Below are 17404 nucleotides of genomic sequence, written 5' to 3'. Positions count from 1 at the left end.
GCTCGGGATGCAGCGGCCCGACCGCCAGCGGCGGCCGCGGCGAACGACTGTTCGCGACGACCGATGGCGTCGCGCCTCCCGAGGGATGCGCCGCGCCGTCGCTCGCACCCGCCTGCTGGCGCATCGCGCTCGCCTCACCCGCGCTCGTCACGACCCGCGAGTGATTCGCCGCGCCATCACCCGCGCTCGTCGCAACCCCCGGGTCCGTCGCGACGCTCTCCCCGGCGCTGACCTCTGATGGACGCATCGCGCTCGCCTCACCCGCGCGCGTCACCCCTGCGACGCTCGTCGCACCGGCGCTCGTCGCCCCGCCTGCCGCTCCCGCGCCCACGACGCCCGCGCTCGTCGCGGATCGCGCCGCCGCCTCCTCGCTCGCACGCGTCGCCGGGTCCGCGCCCCCGCAGGCGACCAGGCACGCAGCGAGCACGACCGCAACCCTCCCCTCGCTGCCTCGCGCTGCCCGGCTCACGTCCCGGCGACGATACGACCTCCGCGGGTCCGGCGAAAGCCGCCGACCCGGCGTCCGCTCCCATCTTCATCTCTCGCGGCGATCCGTGCTTGACTCTCCAGTTACGGGAGGCTCCACGGTGTCGGCATGGTGAACGAGCGAATCACGATCGGCGCGCTCGCGCGTCGGTCGGGCGTGCCGGTCAAGACGCTGCGCTTCTACTCCGACGAGGGGCTCTTGCCGCCCGTCGGGCGGACCCGCAGCGGCTACCGCGTCTACGCCGAGGACGCAGTCGTGCGGCTCGATCTGATCCGCACCCTGCGCGAGGCCGGGCTGGGGCTCGCCGCGATCAAGGCGATCTTCGCCCGCGACATGACGCTGGCCGAGGCCCTGCGCCTGCGGCTGCGCGCCATCGAGACCCACATCGCCTCGCTGCAGCACATCGCCGCGGCCCTGCGCGCCACGCTTCGCTCCGAGCCCGACCAAGCCGACATCAGGAGGTTGTGTACCGTGACCCGACTTACCACCGAAGAACGCAAGGCCGTCATCGAGCGCTTCTACGAGCGCGTGTCCGAGGGCGTGCCGATCGACGACACCTGGAAGCGCCAGATGATGCAGGCGAGCACGCCGACGCTGCCGGAGGTGCCGACGCCGGAGCAGCTCGACGCGTGGATCGAGCTGGCGGAGATCGTCCAGGACGAGGACTTCATCCAGAAGATGCGCGCTGCCGCGGCCGAGACCTGGGACTCCGGCTTCGACCTCGCCGCCCACCAGCGCGTCAGCCAGGAGGCCAACGCCGCCGCCCGCGAGCTCATCGACCGCGGCGTCCCGCCGACCGACGCGGCCGCCCGCCCCGTCGTCGAGCGCATGGCCGCCGGCCTCGCCGCCGCCATGGGCAAGCCCGACACCCCCGCCTGGCGCGCCACGCTGCACGAGAAGAGCCGGGGCCACGACCCGCGCGCCAGCCGCTACTGGGAGCTCGTCGCCATCCTCAAGGGCCAGCCGCCCCAGAGCGGCGCCAACGAGGAGTGGCACTGGCTCAACGCCGCCGTCGCGCACCACCTCGCGCCGGCATGATCTCAAGGACATGCTCTGAATAACATGTCCTGAAAATGGCCCGCCGGGTACACACGCGCGGCGGGCCCGATACCCTCGAGACCGCGCCGGGCGATACGGAGGCTCGCGCTCCCCAGCTCCCGAGCTCGGCGCGGACCCCGAATCCTCGAACCACCTGTAGCGAGGGGCGACACCCCGAGGCACCTCGCGCTCAGCAGCTCCCGAGCTCGGCCGGGCGGGCCCGCAAAATCCGCGAATCCGCCGCCGCGAGGCGACACGCCGAGGCACCTCGCGCTCAGCAACTCCCGAGCCCGGCATTCGCGCGGCGGGCCCGCGAATCCCCGAGGGATCCGCCGCGCGGGCGAAGGAAGCACCTCGCGTTCAGGAGCACCCGAGCTCGTGCAGCTCCGCGCGCACGATGAGGCCTTCCGCGCCCACGGCGAGCACCCGTGTGCGCGTGCCGTCGACCGCGTGCAGCGCGATCTCCGGGTCGGCGGACAGGGGAGTGAAGCTGCCGAAGGTCGTGGACGGCCGGTACAGCACCATGCCCCGGTCGCCGACCCACCAGGCCCCGTCGCGCGGCATGCCGAGGATCTCCTCCGACGTAATCGCGACCCGGCCCTCCCAGCGCATCCCCGACACCACGAAGACCCCGCCGTCGCTCACGAGGAACGGCTCCGCTTCCGGCGCGTGGGCGAAGTTGTACCGGTCGACCGCCACCGACAGCAGATCGCGGGGCGACCACTTGCTCTCGATTCGCTGCCACGTCCGCCCGCCGTCGACGCTGCCGAGCGTCTGGCTGTCCTCACCGACCGCCAACCACTCCCCGTCTCGCCCGGCGACGCCGCGCAGGACCGTGGTGTCTTCCGGGACCTGTCCCATCGACCATGTGATCCCGGCATCGTCGCTGCGCAGCCCCACCCCGTCGCCGACCGCGACCGCCAGCGCATCCTCTTCGGCCAGCGCGACCGCGTACGCCCGGCGATCGTCCCCGAGGCGATCGGCCGCCACGTCGACCCGGCGTCCGCGCTGCGCACGATCGTGCCCGCGGCGCCGACCGCCACCACCAGGGAGTCCTGCGGGCGAGACGCGACCGCGAACAGATCGGCCTTGACTCCGCTCGCCTGCACGCTCCAGGCGTCCTCGGCGGTCCGGCGGACGATCGTTCCGCCGTCCCCGACCGCGACCGCGCCCTCGCCCTCGCCCGCCGCGATCCCCCGCAAGGTCACCTCGACCGGGCTGGCTTCGAACGAGAGCGCGACCTCGTTGTCGGGCGAGCACTCGCCCTCACAGCCGAACTCGAGCGCCGCCAGCGACGCTCCGAACGCGGCCCGTCCCCACCAGCGCGCCGGCCTCATACGAGCCCCAGGATGGCACAACCAGCGCCGCAGTCGAGCCCGCGGCCCGGGGCTCCATGAGGCCTCACTCCTCGCGCGCCACCGACGACGCGATCAGCACCTGCGCAACCCAGTAGAGCACCATCAGCAGCAGCTCGACGCCGAGCGACCAGGCGATGAAGCGGTTGACGGCGATCAGCGTGTCGCTGAGCGCGAACGCGATCGCTCCGGCCAGCCCGGCCCACGCGTGGCCCTCCTGGCCCGGCCGTTCGCCGACCTGGGCCGCGGCCCGCCACATCATCGCGCAGATGACGATCACGTAGGCCAGCACCGGCCCGCGCAGCTCGCCGAGGTGGGGCGCCAGCCAGCCGTACACGAAGTAACCGAACGCGGCGATCGGCAGCAGCCGCAGCAGGTGCAGCGCGCGCGTGCGGCCGACGAAGCCGGCCACGTAGGCCACGTGCGCCAGCAGGAACGCGGCCAAACCGGCGATGAACAGGTCGAGCGCGTCGGCCAACAGCACGTCGCCGAGCACCGAGAGCACGAGGCCGAGGCGGATCCGGCGAGCATCGGCGCCGCGCACCGGCCACAACCAGGCGAGCACGCACAGCACCGGGATCGGCTTGAGCAACAGGCCGGCGAGCTTCCACTCGGCGATCAGCGCGACGAAGAACAGCACCGCGGCGACGAGCCCGGTGCGCAACAACTGGGTCGACCGGCGAGACACGAGCCCGAGGATCGCCGAGCCCGCCCCGGCGCGCGAGCCCCAAAGTGAGGTCGCGCGGATTCGCCCACTGTCCGAACGGACAGCCAGGGTGGGAACCGCCGCTGCCGATCGAGGTCCGCGCGTCCGGCCGGGCGGGCACTGTCCGAATGGACAGCCCCGGCTCCGTCACGACCTGCCCCTTCGGACAGATCAGTTCGGCGCCGGGCCGAGGTGGATCGAGAACTTGGTGTGCAGCGAGCGGGCGTCGGCGCCGGCCGCCTCGGGCTCCTTGTCGAACGCCACCTCGCCGCGGACCGCCGTGAGGCGCTGCATCAGCCTTTCGATCGGCGAGCCGGCGATCGGCAGCGGCGGGAACGTCGGGGCGATCGCCGAGCCTTGCAGCGGGTCGGCCGCGCCTTCGGGGCGGAGCGTGAACTCCGGCGTGCCGTGGGCGTTGAGCGGCGCGAAGCCGAAGTACTGCAGCCCGAGCCGCGCCAGCCCCTCCGCGGACTGGGTCGCCGCCGGGTCGCCGCGGAGCAAGATCTCCGCCGAGCGCAGCGCCGACTTGCCGGCCGTGTTGGCCTGGCCCTGCAGCATCCACAGCAGCGCCGTCCACAGCGGCGCGCCGACGGCCGAGCGGGTCTGCACCACGAATTGCGGGTCGGTCGCGGTCCCGGCCTTCGGCAGGCGGCCGTCGAGCAGGTCGTCGATCACGCGGGTGACCGTCGGGCGGTCGAGGCCGACCACGATCGCCGCGCCGGTCTGCACGTAGTGGATCCCGAACGCCTCTGCGATCGCCTTGTCGGGCAGGAGCGGCGCGCCCGGGTTGACGCCGACGCGCACGATCGGCAGGTCGCGGTGGCGGGCCACCTCGCCCCACGCCACCATCCCCGGGGCCACCGACTCGACCGTCGTCTTGATCGCCGCCAGCGTCGCCACCAGCGTCGTCGGGTTCTTGACCTCGGCGATCGCGTAGCCGGGGAACTTGCCGACCTGCTCCCACAGCTCGAGGTCCTCGAGCTGGTTGCGCTCGCGCTTCGGCGGCAGCTGGGCCGCGTCGTCCCACTGCGACAGCAGCCCGACCACCCCGGCGCGGTCGTCGAGGCCGAGCATCACCCAGTCGCCGAGCCAGCCGAGGCCGACGTCGCCCTTGCCGGTCAGTGTGCGCATCAGCTGGTCCATGTCGCGGCGCAGCGCGCTGTCCTGGCCGACGGCCCACACCGCCTGCAGCCCGCGCTCGGTCGCCGTCACCGTCACCCGCGACTTGCCGACCACGCCCTCGATCTCGCTGTAGTTGGTCGCGGAGATCAGCGGCAGCACGCGCACGTCGACGTCCGCGACCGCGCCCGCGGCGTCGTCGCGCACGTCGAGGCGGATCGCCACGGGGTCGATGAACTGCCGCCAGTAGTTCTGGTAGCCGAGCGCGAAGTTGTCGTAGGCGACGCGCTCGACCTCGCTGACCTTCTCGACCGCCGGCAGGTCGACCAGCGGCGTGAGCGCCTCGGGCGAGCCCCAGCTCGACCGCGCGGCCTGGCCCGGCGCGAACGCGATCGCCTCGCCGCCCGCGTGCTTGAGCTCGTCGGCCGCCAGCAGCCCGGCCGCGATCATCTCCTGCGTGTCCTTCGGGGCATGTCCGAACAGCCAGCCGTGGAGCAGCGCCGCGTAGCCGGGCACCAGCAGCTCGGCGAGCGCCTCCTGGCGGCGGGCGGCCTGGATCTTCTGCTGCGGGGCGACGACCGCGGCGATGAACTTGTCGCTGAGGAACGCCAGCGCCTGGTGGGTGCCGGGGTCGCGGGCCAGCATGTACTTCAGATCAGGTTCGTCGGCGAGCCGGGGCGCCTGGCCCTGGGCGGCCGCGAGCACGCGGGCGAGCGCGCCGGGGCTGTTCGACACGAACGCGAGGTCGCCGACGCGGGCGCGGTGCTGGCGGACCTGTCCGGCCGGGTCGGCGGCGCGCTGGACGTCGACCCCGGCCAGCTTGACCGTGGAAGCCTCGAGCCCGGTGATTTCACCGCGGTAGCTGTCGAGCTGGCGGGCGAGCTCGGCGTCGAACACCTCCGGCTGCTTGAGCGCGAAGATCAGGGTCACGTCGGAGCCCTCGCGCAGGTACGGGTCGCTGCCGACGATCGCCACCTCGCCGACCACCGTGTGGCCGAACAACTTGGCGAGGTCGCTGCGGCGCAGCCCGAGCTGCCGCTGGTAGCGCGCCGTCAGGCTGCGGTCCTCCGGGTTTTGTTGCAAGATCTGCACGACCGGCGTGATCCACGTGTCCGCCTCGTCGAGCAGGCGCAGGAGCAGGCGCACGTCGTCGACGCGGGCGTACCAGAACTCCGCCGGCGTCGCCGCGGCCAGCGGCTCGGCCGCGCCGCCGTTCGGGTTCGGCAGCGACGCCTGCATCGCCGCGAACGGGTGGGCCGCCAGCGGCGGCGGCTTGAGGTCGGCCAGCGCGACCGTGCGCGGACCCGTCTCTCGGGACAGGCGCAGCCCGCGGTCGTGCTGCAGCGCCTCCTGCATCGACATCACCCCGGTGGTGGTGTCCATCAGCTGCGACAGGTCGGTCCGCGCCGGCCGGTCGCGCAGCAGGTCGGAGCCGGCGATCGCCTTGGCGCCCGGCTGCTTCTTGAGCCAGATCGCGAGGCGGCCGGCCGCGAACTGCTTCCACGGGTGCGGCTCGGTCCACGTGTCGCCGAGCACGCGCGCGAGCGCGTCGGCCCAGCGGGCCTGCAGGGTGGCGTCGTCGGCCGGCTTGGCCCCGCCCGCGCCGGCGAACGGCACCCGGACCCACTCGTTGCGCCCGTCCTGCCACCGGCGAGCGAACAGCGCCCCGCGCAGGGTCTCCGGCGCGGCGGCCGACTTCGGCCGCCGGACCAGCACCTGCGCCTCGCTGGCTCCGGTCCCGTTGGCCAGCACGGCGACGTGACCCGGGCCGGCGCCGTCGAGCTCGACGTGCAGGCGGTCCCAGTCGAGCGAGAGGTCGTCGCCGACGATCGGCAGCTTGACCTCGACGTACTCGACCTCGCCCTCGACCCGCCAGCCCGCGATCGCGCCCTTGAGCTCGGCGTGCTCGACCGGCGCGAGGGTGCCGGTCCGCAGCGCCGGCAGCGGCTCCGGCGGGTCCTCGGCGCGAGCCGCGGGCGGCGCGGCGACCTGCTCGTTCGGACCTGTCTTTTCGGACTTCTCGGTCCCGCAGCCGGCGAGCACCAGCGGGGCGGCGAGGAGCGGGGCGAACCAGCGAGGAGCGAGGCGACGCATTCGCCGCACTGTAGCAGGACGCCCGCCGCGTCACCTCACCAGCGGACCCGGTAGACGCACTTCTCGCCGCCCTTGGCCCGGCACCCGCCGGGCTCGTGGCTCATTTCGACGCCGGCGGCGAACCGCTCGGCGAAGCCGGCGATGAGCCCCATGTCGAAGCGGCAGGGGTACGGGTTGTCGCAGCGCATCAGCACCTCGCGCTCGCCGACGCGCTCGTAGGCGTAGTGACCGATGCCCTCGGTCATCTCGCCGGTCGCGAGGTCGAGCATGGGGACGCCGTCGCGGCTGTGATTGAGGTGGTAGGTCGCGTCGAGCATGGACAGCACCGTGTGCGCGTCGTCGATGCCCGGCGGGAACGCGACCAGCGGCGGGATCTGGCGGCCGAACCGCTCGAGCCCGCGGCCGCCGAGCACGAGGTCGACCTTCTGGTAGGCGCGCAGGATCAGCTCCTGCGGGTACCACGAGTGCGGGTCGAACTGCTCGACGCCGAGGGCGTCGAGCATCGCCTTCTGCAGCACCGAGAACTGCTTGAGCACGTCGATGAAGACGCTGGTCGTCTGCCCGTACACCGTGATGTTCGGGGCCATGGGCACGTACTGGGTCACGGCGACCTCCGAGCCGCGGCGCGGCCGAGGTGGGCGAAGCAGGCCTTGAGGCCGTCCTTGAGGGTGGCGAGCGTCGGCGTGCCGCCCAGGTCGACGCCGAGCTCGGTCATCGCCCCGGCGATCCGCGGGCTCAGCCCGGTGATGACGCAGAAGGTGCCGACCAGCTTGGTGGTGGCGATCAGGCGCAGGAAGTGCCCCGCCGTCGCGGTGTCGACCAGCTCGACGCCGGTGAGGTCGATGATGACGCAGCGGGCCCGCGCCTGCGTGACCCGCTCGAGCAGGTCGGCGATCATCTCGTCGGCGCGCCGCGAGTCGACGACGCCGACGATCGGCAGCGCCAGCACGTCGTCCCACAGCTCGACCACCGGCGTCGACATCGTCCGGATCGCCGCGCGCTGCTCCTCGATCGTCGTCAGCTTGTCCTCGAGCTCGCGCCGCGACACCTCGAGCTCGCGGATCGTCTGTCGGTGCTCGCGCACGGTGACGTCGAGCTGGAGCGCGAACAGGTTGATCGTCTCCTCGAGCGCGCCGAAGCGATCGGTGTGCGCGAGCGGCAAGAGGTCGGCCGCCGGGTCGAACTCGTTGAGGGAGATCGAGGCGAGCAGGTCGTGGATCCGCTCGATCCGCGGGATCTCGACCGACACCGCCTCGGGCTCGGGGTCATGGGAGTCGTCGCTGATACGTCCTCCTGGCATCGCTGCCGGGCGCGGGAGGATAACCGAATCATCGTTCCGCGCGACAGACACGCGAATGCAGCGCCCCGGCGGTCGCGCCGCCGACGGCCGCGAACGCGCAGCGGCGCCTAGTCACATTCGCCGGCGCCGGCGAACGGTCGCAGCTCGGCGAGCACAGCCGCTTGTTCGGCGAGCAGCCGCGCCTTCGCCTCGGCCGGCATGAAGCTGTGCTCGACGCTGTTGCGGGCCAGCGCGGCGATCTGCGGCGCGTCCCAGCCGAACGCGGCGGTGCAGCGGCGGTACTCTTCGCCGAGCGAGGTGGCGAACATCGGCGGGTCGTCGCTGGCGAGCGAGACTTGCAGACCGGCGGCCAGCAATTGCGGCAGCGGGTGCCCGGCCAGCGCCGGATAGAGCCCGATCCCCACGTTGCTGGTCGGGCACACCTCGAGCGGCACCCGGTGCTCGCGCAGGTGCTCGACCAGCGCCGGGTCGGCGAGGCACTGCACCCCGTGACCGATCCGTTCGGCGCCGAGCTCGCGCAGGGCGCTCCACACGCTCGACGGCCCGTCCATCTCGCCGGCGTGGGGCAGCGAGCGCAGGCCCTCGGCGCGGGCTCTGGCGAACAGCGGGGCGTACGGCGCGGTCGGCCACTGCGGCGACTCCGGGCCGGCGAAGCCGAGGCCGATCACGCCGACCTCGCGGCCCTCGAGCGCCAGCGCCAGCGTCGGCTCGCCCTCGGCGAAGCGGTGGCGGACGATGTCGAACACCCACGCGAGCTCGACCCCGTGCTCGGCCCGGGCGCGCGCGCGGCCCTCGGCGAGCCCGGCCAGCAGCGTGTCGCCGGCGACGCCGCGGTTCACGTGCGTCATCGGCGTGAACGTGACCTCGGCGTAGCGCACGTTGTCGGCCGCGAGCTTGCGCGCGAGGTCGACGACGATCGCCGCGAAGTCGTCCTCGTCGGTGAGGCAGGCCGAGATCGCCAGGTACATGCGCAAGAAGTCGCCGAAGTCCTTGAACACGTAGTTGCGGCGCAGCCCCTCCACGCCGGCCTCGTCGCCGGGCAAGCGCTTGCCGTGCTTGCGCGCGAGCGCGAGCGCCAGCTCCGGCTCGACCGAGCCCTCCAGGTGCAGGTGCAATTCGGCCTTCGGCAGGCGCTCGATGAGCCGGCGGCGCAGGGGGTCGAGGTCGTGGACCGGCGAGGACGCGGCGGACATGGGCGAACGCTAGCACGCGCTCGACAGCCCCCGCGACATCGCCTATTGCTCGGGGCAGACGATGCAGCGCGCCCGTCCCTGGCTGTCCATGTCGCTCGTGGCCGTGCTGTCGGGCTGCGGCGACGGCAGCGCCGCCGCGACCGACGGGGCCGCCTCGACCGGCAGCAGCGGCGGGATCGACCTCACGGCGGCCACCACCGGCGACGGCCCCGCCCCGACCACCGGCGCGCCGACCACGGGCGGCGAGACCGACACCGGCGGCCCGCCGGCGCCGACCTTCTGCGCGCAGATGGACGTCTCGCTGGTGCTCCACCCGAGCGCCAAGATCTACGGCGCCGGCGACCAGGACGCGCTCGTCGAGTACTTCGAGGACCTGGTCGAACAGACAGGCGCGACGATCCGGATCTTGCCGAACGTCGGCACCGAGTTCATGGCGACGACCGACTGCCTGCCGCTCGCGGGCAACGCCGCGGACGACCCGATCCTCGTGTTCGGCGCCGCCGGCGAGGTCGCGCCCGGGGCCGTCGACGCGCTGCGCTGCACGCTCGACCGCTTCAACGTCTACGTCAGCGACTTCGACGTCGGCAACTACATGTTCTCCGGCCTGATGTTCCCGGTGCTCGAGCGCGCCGACTGGCCGGCGCCCGGGGCCACGGGCATCGCCATGCTGGTGGCCGCCACCGACGACAAGCAGGCCAACATGTACGCCCAGCCGGGCCAGGCCTCGGAGGCCTACCTGCGGTTGGTCGGCGACGGCGACCGCCGGCGCGTGTCGGCGTTCACGTTCGGCGACGGCGCGCCCGAGCTCAACATGTTCTCGCTGTCGGTCAGCGACAAGAGCCGCCACTACGAGAAGTCCGAGACCTCGTACGCCGCGGCGCTCGCCGACTTCACCCCGCTGGCGGTCAAGACCTGCGAGGACTTCGACTACGAGGAGCCCGCCCCGGAGATGCCGCCGAGCGGCTGCAAGCGCATCGACCTGCTGTTCGCCATCGACGGCTCGGGCAGCATGGACGAGGAGCAGGACGCCCTGCGCGGCGCGGACGGCATGCCGCCGGTGCTGGCCGAGTTCACCGACGCGCTGCTCGGGGAGCTCACCGACGTCGAGGACTTCCACGTCGGCGTCGTCTCGAGCGAGCAGGGCTTCTCGGCCCTGCACACGCACCGCGACTTCCCGATGGTGCCCGAGAGCCCGGAGACCGCGTGCGGCCTGCCGGAGGGCCAGCGCTGGCTGGTCGGCCCGTCGCCGAGCTTCGCCGAGGAGTTCGCCTGCGTCGCCGCCACCCGCAGCGGCACCGAGGAGATGACCTACTACAACCTCGCCGAGGCGCTGCACGACCCGGCCAACGCCGGGTTCCTCCGCGACGACTCGCTGCTGTTCATCGTCATCCTCACCGACGAGGACACCTACGACTTCGTGCTCGACACCTCGGTCGCCATCCGCCAGCGGATCGTCGACGCCGTCGGCGGCGACCTCGACCGCCTGGTGGTGCTCGCCATCGCCGGCGGCCAGGGCGTGTTCGAGATGCCCGAGACCGTGTGCCAGGGGGTCTACGGCGACGCCGCCCCGGGTCGCCGGATCATCTCGATCACCCGCGGCTTCCGCGAGCGCGGCCTGTTCCAGAACATCTGCCAGGGCGACCTCGCCGCCACCTTCACCGACGTGCTCGACGACGTCGTCTCGGCCTGCGCCCAGTTCAACCCCGAGCCCTGACGCCCGGGCGCGGCCCCGCGCACGACGGCCCCCTCCGACCCAAACGAGAAACCGCAGGACCGCCGTTCCGGCGACCCCACGGTCGTGAGCTTGAGACCCGGGCGGCGCGGGCGGAGCTTCACGCGGGGTGCAGCTCCGTCACGCCGCGCGGCGCGCTAGCCCGAGTTCGGGCAGCGGTACTGCGCGTCGAGGACGCCGCTCATCTGGAAGTCGGAGCAGGCCTTGCCGCACAGGATGATCTCGTTCTTGTCGGGCGTCGTGAACATCCAGCCGTCCTCGCTGCCGTCGCAGCTGGCGACCTGGGTGTTGCCGTACGCCGTGCCGTTGACGCTGACCTCGACGTAGTCGGGGTACTTCGGCACCGGGTCGAGGGTGATCGTGCAGCTGAGGATCTGCATCGAGATCTCCTCGAGCGCCATCTGCAGCTCGACCTGGTTCTGCGTGTCGTAGAACTTGACGTCGCCCTCGCGCGGGCGGCCGCCGATGTCGGCCAGCTCGTTGAGCTTCTGGAACGCGTTGGTGTTGTCCGGGTTGCCGTCGTTGGCCGTCGGGCTGGTCTCGTCCTTGATGGCGATGCCGACGACGTAGGTCGGGATGTTGAGGTTGGTGAACGCGTCACCGACCACCATGGACAGGTTCTCGTCGTACTGCTCGAACAGCTCGGCGTTGTTGGCCGCGTCCTCGCGACAGTTGGCCGCGCCGTCGGTGACGAGGATGATGAACTGCGGCTGGCCGTCCTGGATGGTCGCCAGCTCGGCGAGCGCCGCCTTGACGCCCTTGGTCGCCGGCGTGCCGCCCTTGATGGTCGCGTCGGTCTCGTCGGCGCCGGGGATGGCGTTGAGGATCGCCTGGCCGTTCATCGGCGCGATCTCCACCTCGGGCGTCATGTTCACCGGGCAGGCCGTCGCGTTGTAGGCCGAGGCGGCCATCTTCGACGGGAACAGCACCGCGCCGAGGTTCATCGAGTTCTCGAACGTGCCGGTGATGAAGTCGACGACGCTGTAGAGCGACTTCCACCGCGTGATCTTCGGGGTCGCCGCCGCCATCATCATCGGGTCGGCGTCCTGGATGCCGTCGTCGTTGGCGTCGTCGCCGTCGTGGTCCCAGTAGCCCTTGTCGGGGGTGACCATCGAGCCCGACTTGTCGAGCACGAGCATGACGTTCGGCGTCACGACCGGGATGTCGACGACCGCCTCGCCGCAGTCGTTCGGGTCGAACGTGGTGTTGCCCGTGTCCGTGTCCGTGGTCGGGCCGGCCGTGCCGGTCGGCACCGTCGTCGTGGTCGGGTCGGTGGCGGTGGTCGTCGTGGTCGGCTCGGACGTGGTTCCCGGCAGCGTCAAGATGCCCGTCATCGAATTGGTGCTGCCGGTGGTGTCCACTTGCTTGCCATCGTCGCCGCAGCCGACCAGACCGACAGCCACGAGGCTAGAAAACAACGCGCGCTTCATAAGCGGAAGGTTCCTTCGAGAGTTGGGTGAATTTGAGGGTCGAGGACGGGGGCCCGTCGAGTTGGACACCGAAGCACGGGCCGTGTCCGGGCGTCCGTGACGGCCACTATACCGATCACGCCGGCCGCTGGCAGCTTTCCTGCGAAGTGCAGATCTGCGCGGCGCGCCGCGCGAACGTCGGCCCGACCCCGATAGCGGGCGCATCCGGGCCCGAGGCCGCTGCAAAGGGTCGCCCGGGGCGCGGCCTCGTCACGGCGATGCGACGCTCCGGCCGCGCAACTTCTCGCGCGCCGCAGCGGCCTCAAAAGCGGAAGCCGAACGAAAGTCCGCGCACCTCTCGGGACATCATCGGCGCGATCGCCATGCCGTGGTCCCGCATCCACCGATGGTGTCGAGCCCGCTGGGTCAGGCCCCACGCGAGGAACACCGCCCCGGTGACCGCCATGAGCCCGCCCATGCCCACGCCGACGAGCCCGTAGACCTGCAGGCCGCGGCAGGTCTGGTCGGACGCGTTGCTGCCGTAGATGCGGTTGCAGTACTGCGGCGAGGCCATCACGTACATCGCCACGCCGAGGCCGGTCCGCAGCAGGCCGAGCGGCATGATGATCGAGCCGGTGACGACCTTCTCGTGGCCGTCGACCGGTTCGCGTTCGCGGTTCTCGCCGAACGCGTAGTAGCCGCCGATCGACTCGGGATCGCTCGGGGGCGGTGGGGGCGCCGCCAGCGCGAGCGCGGTCGCGAGCGCGACGATGCCGGTGGTCATCGCCATCATGTCCCTCCAGACAGCTCGGTGAAGCGCCGCACCTGGCGCTTGTAAAAGGCCGACTCGGGCTCGAGCCGGGCGGCCTCGCGGATGGCCGCGACGGCCTCCGCGCCGCGCCCGAGCTGGTGCTGCAGCTCGGCCCGCAAGTAATACAGCTCGGCGTCGTCGGGCTGCTTCGCGATCCCGGCGTCGACGACCTCGAGCGCCGCTGCCTGCCCGCAGCGCTCGCGGAACGCGAACCACCCGAACGCGCTCTTGAGGTCGACGTCGTTCTCGTCGCTCGCGACCATCGCCTTGAGGCTGGCGACCGCCTCGTCGTCGCGCCCGAGCTTGTGCAGCTCGCGGCCGATCGCCCGGAAGGCGCGGACGCTCTCCTTGGCCCCGGGGAACTTCTGCTGCAGCTCCTTGTAGAGCGCGATCGCCCGCTCGGAGTCGCGGTCGAGCTTCGCCACCAGGAAGGCCGCGCGGTCGGACATCGCCTTGGCGGCGAGGCCCTTGGCGTTGTCGGGGTCGCCCGCGATCACGCGGTCGAACTCCGCGTCGGCCTGCGCGCGCCGGGCCGCCAGCGCGTACGCGACCCCGAGCTCGTAGCGCGCCTGCAGGTCGTCGGACGCGGCCGCGACCTTCTGCTCGAGCTCGGCGAGCACGTCGCCGCCGGCGGCGATCTTCTCGAGCGCGGCGAGCAGGGCCGGCGGCTCCATCGCGTCGACCAGGCGGCCCTTCTCGACCCCGTTCGCGTCGAGCACCAGCAGCGTCGGGTACGCCTGCACCTTGTAGCGGGCCACCAGCTCGGGGCCCTCGCCCTTCTCGGCGTCGACGTGCAGCGCGACGTACTTGGCCAGGGCCGCGCCGACATCGGCGCGCGTGAACACCTTCTCCTCGAGCTCGCGGCAGGGCGGGCACCAGTACGCGCCGACGTCGACGAACACCGGCTTGCCCTCCGCTTTCGCCGCGGCGAGCGCCGCCTCGAGATCGCCCTCGATCCACTTCACCGCCGACACGATCTCGCCGTCGCTCCGCACCCCCGGGCCCTCGACCGGCGGCGGGTTCGCCGCGGCGGGCGTCGACGCCGTCGGCGAAGCCTCGGTCTTCGGCCCCGACGCGTCGGCCTGCGGCGCCGGACCGCCGCAGGAGCTCACGAGAACGGCCCCCAACGCGGGAGCCAGCAGCGCAGCGAACAGCGGACCGACGACGGCGGGAGCGCGAGCCATGGCTCGCTTGAAGCTGCCCGGGAACCTCGCCGGCCGCAACTGCCACCGCGCGCGCAAAGCTCAAAAGCTTGAGCCCGGCCAGGGCCTCGCGCAAGTGCGGCCGGCGCGTGAGGTCAGGGGACGACGGCGCACGCGAGCCGTCGCGTTGCCATTTTGACACGCGAGCCCAGGCTACCGCAGTCCCCCAAGTCCCCTGTCGACGCTCGCCCGAGGAACCCCCATGGCCGTCTTCAACCCCGAAACTGCGACCCTCAAGACCCGTCAGGCGCTCGCGCACGCCCAGGCCATCAGCCGCGAGCTCGGTCATCCCGAGACCACCAGCCTGCACCTCCTCCTCGCCTCGCTTCAGCAAGAAGGCGGCCTCGCGCTGCCGCTGCTCGAGCGCACCGGCATCCACGGCGCCGCGGTCCTGCGCGCGATCCAGGGCGAGCTCGGCCGCCAGCCGCGCGTCCAGGGCGGCGACCAGCCGCCGCCCTCGCACGAGCTGCGCGAGCTCCTCGACCTCGCCGCCGGCGAGGCCGAGCAGCTGCACGACCGCTTCGTCAGCACCGAGCACCTGATCCTCGCCTGCTTCAGCACCAAGGCGGCGAAGCAGAAGATCCGCGCGGCCGAGCTGCTGGCCAAGCTCGGCGGCAACCGCGACCTGCTGCTGTCGGCGCTGGCCGAGATCCGCGGCACCCAGACGGTCCAGGACGACAACCCCGAGCAGAAGTACGAGGTGCTGCAGAAGTACTGCCGCGACCTCACCGCGGCGGCGCGCGCCGGCAAGCTCGACCCGGTGATCGGCCGCGACACCGAGATCCGCCGCGCCCTGCAGGTGCTGTCGCGCCGCACGAAGAACAACCCGGTGCTGATCGGCGACCCCGGCGTCGGCAAGACCGCGATCGCCGAGGGCATCGCCCAGCGGATCACCGCCGGCGACGTGCCGGAGAGCCTCAAGGACAAGAAGCTCCTCCAGCTCGACCTCGCCGCCCTGGTCGCCGGCGCCAAGTACCGCGGCGAATTCGAGGAGCGCCTCAAGGCCGTGCTGCAGGAGGTCGCGGCCGCGGGCGGCAACATCATCCTCTTCATCGACGAGCTCCACACCCTCGTCGGCGCCGGCAAGGCCGAGGGCGCTCAGGACGCCGCCAACATGCTCAAGCCGGCGCTCGCGCGCGGCGAGCTGCGCTGCATCGGCGCGACCACCCTCGACGAGTACCGCAAGCACATCGAGAAGGACAAGGCGCTCGAGCGGCGCTTCCAGCCGGTGATGATCGACGAGCCCAGCGTCGACGACACGATCGCCATCCTCCGCGGCCTGCGCGACAAGTTCGAGGCGCACCACGGCATCCGCATCCAGGACGCCGCGATCGTCGCCGCGGCCAAGCTCAGCCACCGCTACATCCAGAACCGCTTCCTCCCCGACAAGGCGATCGACCTGGTCGACGAGGCCGCCGCGCGCCTGAAGATGGAGGTCGAGAGCGTGCCGCTGCCGATCGACGAGCGGGAGCGCAAGATCACCCGCCTCGAGATCGAGCGTCAGGCGCTGCTCCGCGAGGACAAGTCGGCGCCGGTCAAGAAGCGGATCGGCGAGGTCGAGGGCGAGCTGGCCTCGCTGCGCGAGGAGGTCGCCGCGCTGCGCTCGCGCTGGCAGGCCGAGCGCGACCGTGTGCGCGAGATCAAGGAGCTGTCGGAGCAGATCGAGAACGTCAAGAACGAGGCCGCCCGGGCCCAGCGCGCCGGCGACTACAACCGCGTCGCCGAGCTGACCTACGGCACCTTGCGCGCGCTCGAGAAGCAGCGCGAGGACGCCCGGGCCAAGCTCGAGGAGGCGGCCAAGAACAAGGACTCGTTCGTCCGCGAGGTCGTCACCGACGAGGACATCGCCGGCATCGTCAGCCGCTGGACCGGGATCCCCGTCAGCCGCATGCTCGCCAGCGAGGCCCAGCGGCTGGTCGAGATGGAGTCGGTGCTGGAGCGCCGCGTCGTCGGCCAGCACGAGGCCGTGCACCGCGTCGCCCAGGCCGTCCGCCAGAGCCGCGCCGGCCTGTCCGACCCGGCGCGCCCGATCGGCTCGTTCCTGTTCCTCGGCCCGACCGGCGTCGGCAAGACCGAGCTGGCCAAGGCGCTCGCCGAGTTCCTGTTCGACGACGAGCGCCACGTCGTGCGCATCGACATGAGCGAGTACATGGAGAAGTTCTCCGTCTCGCGCCTGATCGGCTCGCCGCCGGGCTACGTCGGCCACGAGGAGGGCGGCCAGCTCACCGAGGCGATCCGCCGCCGGCCCTACAGCGTGGTCCTGCTCGACGAGATCGAGAAGGCCCACCCCGAGGTGTTCAACCTCCTGCTGCAGGTCCTCGACGACGGCCGGCTGACCGACAGCCAGGGCCACGTGGTCGACTTCCGCAACACCATCATCCTCATGACCAGCAACATCGGCAGCGAGCTCGCCGCCGAGGGGCTCACCGGCAAGGCGCTCGAGCAGGCGCGCGAGCAGGTGCTGCGCCGCCACTTCCGGCCCGAGTTCCTCAACCGGCTCGACGGCGTGGTCTCGTTCAAGTCGCTCCAGCGCGAGGACATGATGGGCATCCTCGACATCCAGCTGTCTCGCATCGAGCACCGGCTGGCCCAGCGCGAGATCCACCTCGAGGTCAGCCCCGAGGCCAAGCGCCAGCTCGCCGACCGCGGCTACGACCCGACCTACGGCGCGCGCCCGCTCAAGCGCCTGCTGCAGAACGCCCTGCTCGACCCGCTGGCCACCCGGATCCTCAACAGCGAGATCCGCCCCGGCCAGACCGTCGTCGCCACCCCCGGCAAGGACGCCGAGGGCGAGCCGACCATCGACCTGAAGGTCAAGTAGTTTTTCAGGACATGCCCTGAGAGACATACCGGCGCCCCGGCCCTCGCGGCCGGGGCGCCGGCGTCTTTGCGGGCCGTGCGGCGAGACGAGGTCGCAGCTCATCGCCTCGCAACCGCCGAGGTTCGTCCTCGCGTCGG

At 72.1% G+C, this 17404-nt stretch carries 12 protein-coding genes; 3 read left to right on the top strand and 9 right to left on the bottom strand.

Annotated elements, in window-relative coordinates; all coding sequences use genetic code 11:
• Positions 1–595 precede the first annotated feature (595 nt).
• Positions 596–1525 carry a helix-turn-helix domain-containing protein gene (locus NAEX_RS23210; protein WP_096329661.1) on the top strand — a complete coding sequence of 310 codons (930 nt, stop codon included), beginning with the start codon at positions 596–598 and terminating at the stop codon, positions 1523–1525.
• A gap of 360 nt (positions 1526–1885) precedes the next feature.
• Here NAEX_RS23210 and NAEX_RS23205 read toward each other — a convergent pair whose 3' ends face one another.
• The 6 genes from NAEX_RS23205 to add all read right to left on the bottom strand — a co-directional run bounded on the left by NAEX_RS23205 (position 1886) and on the right by add (position 9292).
• Complete coding sequence (locus tag NAEX_RS23205; protein WP_096329660.1) at positions 1886–2515, bottom strand: WD40/YVTN/BNR-like repeat-containing protein; 630 nt, start codon at positions 2513–2515, stop codon at positions 1886–1888.
• A 411-nt stretch (positions 2516–2926) separates the two neighbouring features.
• Positions 2927–3568 (bottom strand): lysoplasmalogenase, encoded by a 642-nt coding sequence (locus NAEX_RS23200; RefSeq protein WP_170135943.1) that lies wholly within the window; start codon positions 3566–3568, stop codon positions 2927–2929.
• Positions 3569–3757: 189 nt separating this feature from the next.
• Complete coding sequence (locus NAEX_RS23195) at positions 3758–6799, bottom strand: hypothetical protein (RefSeq protein ID WP_096329658.1); 3042 nt, start codon at positions 6797–6799, stop codon at positions 3758–3760.
• A gap of 35 nt (positions 6800–6834) precedes the next feature.
• The gene (locus tag NAEX_RS23190; RefSeq protein WP_100792781.1) at positions 6835–7404 is read right to left on the bottom strand and encodes a hypothetical protein; all 570 of its coding nucleotides are present in this window, start codon (positions 7402–7404) and stop codon (positions 6835–6837) included.
• Positions 7401–8099: an STAS domain-containing protein gene (locus NAEX_RS23185; protein ID WP_096329656.1), complete on the bottom strand. Its 699-nt coding sequence runs from the start codon at positions 8097–8099 to the stop codon at positions 7401–7403. The genes NAEX_RS23190 and NAEX_RS23185 overlap by 4 nt, the downstream gene beginning before the upstream one ends.
• A 107-nt stretch (positions 8100–8206) precedes the next feature.
• On the bottom strand, positions 8207–9292 hold the full coding sequence (gene add / locus NAEX_RS23180; protein ID WP_096329655.1) for an adenosine deaminase: 1086 nt from the start codon (positions 9290–9292) through the stop codon (positions 8207–8209).
• Positions 9293–9353: 61 nt separating this feature from the next.
• Here add and NAEX_RS23175 point away from each other — a divergent pair, with 61 nt between their 5' ends.
• Positions 9354–11006, top strand: coding sequence for a hypothetical protein (locus NAEX_RS23175; RefSeq protein WP_096329654.1), 1653 nt, complete (start codon positions 9354–9356; stop codon positions 11004–11006).
• A 155-nt stretch (positions 11007–11161) separates the two neighbouring features.
• Here the strand turns inward: NAEX_RS23175 and NAEX_RS23170 are convergent, their stop codons facing one another.
• From NAEX_RS23170 to NAEX_RS23160, 3 genes are all read right to left on the bottom strand, one after another.
• A complete protein-coding gene (locus tag NAEX_RS23170; RefSeq protein WP_096329653.1) occupies positions 11162–12454 on the bottom strand; it encodes a vWA domain-containing protein in 1293 nt (430 codons plus the stop codon).
• A 301-nt stretch (positions 12455–12755) separates the two neighbouring features.
• On the bottom strand, positions 12756–13226 hold the full coding sequence (locus NAEX_RS23165) for a hypothetical protein (protein ID WP_096329652.1): 471 nt from the start codon (positions 13224–13226) through the stop codon (positions 12756–12758).
• Entirely contained in the window at positions 13223–14428 is a 1206-nt protein-coding gene (locus tag NAEX_RS23160; RefSeq protein ID WP_096329651.1) for a thioredoxin family protein, read from the bottom strand. Before NAEX_RS23160 ends, NAEX_RS23165 begins: the two co-directional genes overlap by 4 nt.
• Before the next feature lie 220 nt (positions 14429–14648).
• On the opposite strand from NAEX_RS23160, the gene clpB reads away from it, so the two are divergent.
• On the top strand, positions 14649–17267 hold the full coding sequence (clpB, locus tag NAEX_RS23155; RefSeq protein ID WP_096329650.1) for an ATP-dependent chaperone ClpB: 2619 nt from the start codon (positions 14649–14651) through the stop codon (positions 17265–17267).
• Positions 17268–17404: the final 137 nt, after the last annotated feature.

Origin of the sequence: Nannocystis exedens, assembly GCF_002343915.1 — a bacterium.
Taxonomy (GTDB): domain Bacteria; phylum Myxococcota_A; class Polyangia; order Nannocystales; family Nannocystaceae; genus Nannocystis; species Nannocystis exedens.
Note: the sequence above shows the minus strand (reverse complement) of the source record. Positions and strands in the feature narration are given on the sequence as shown.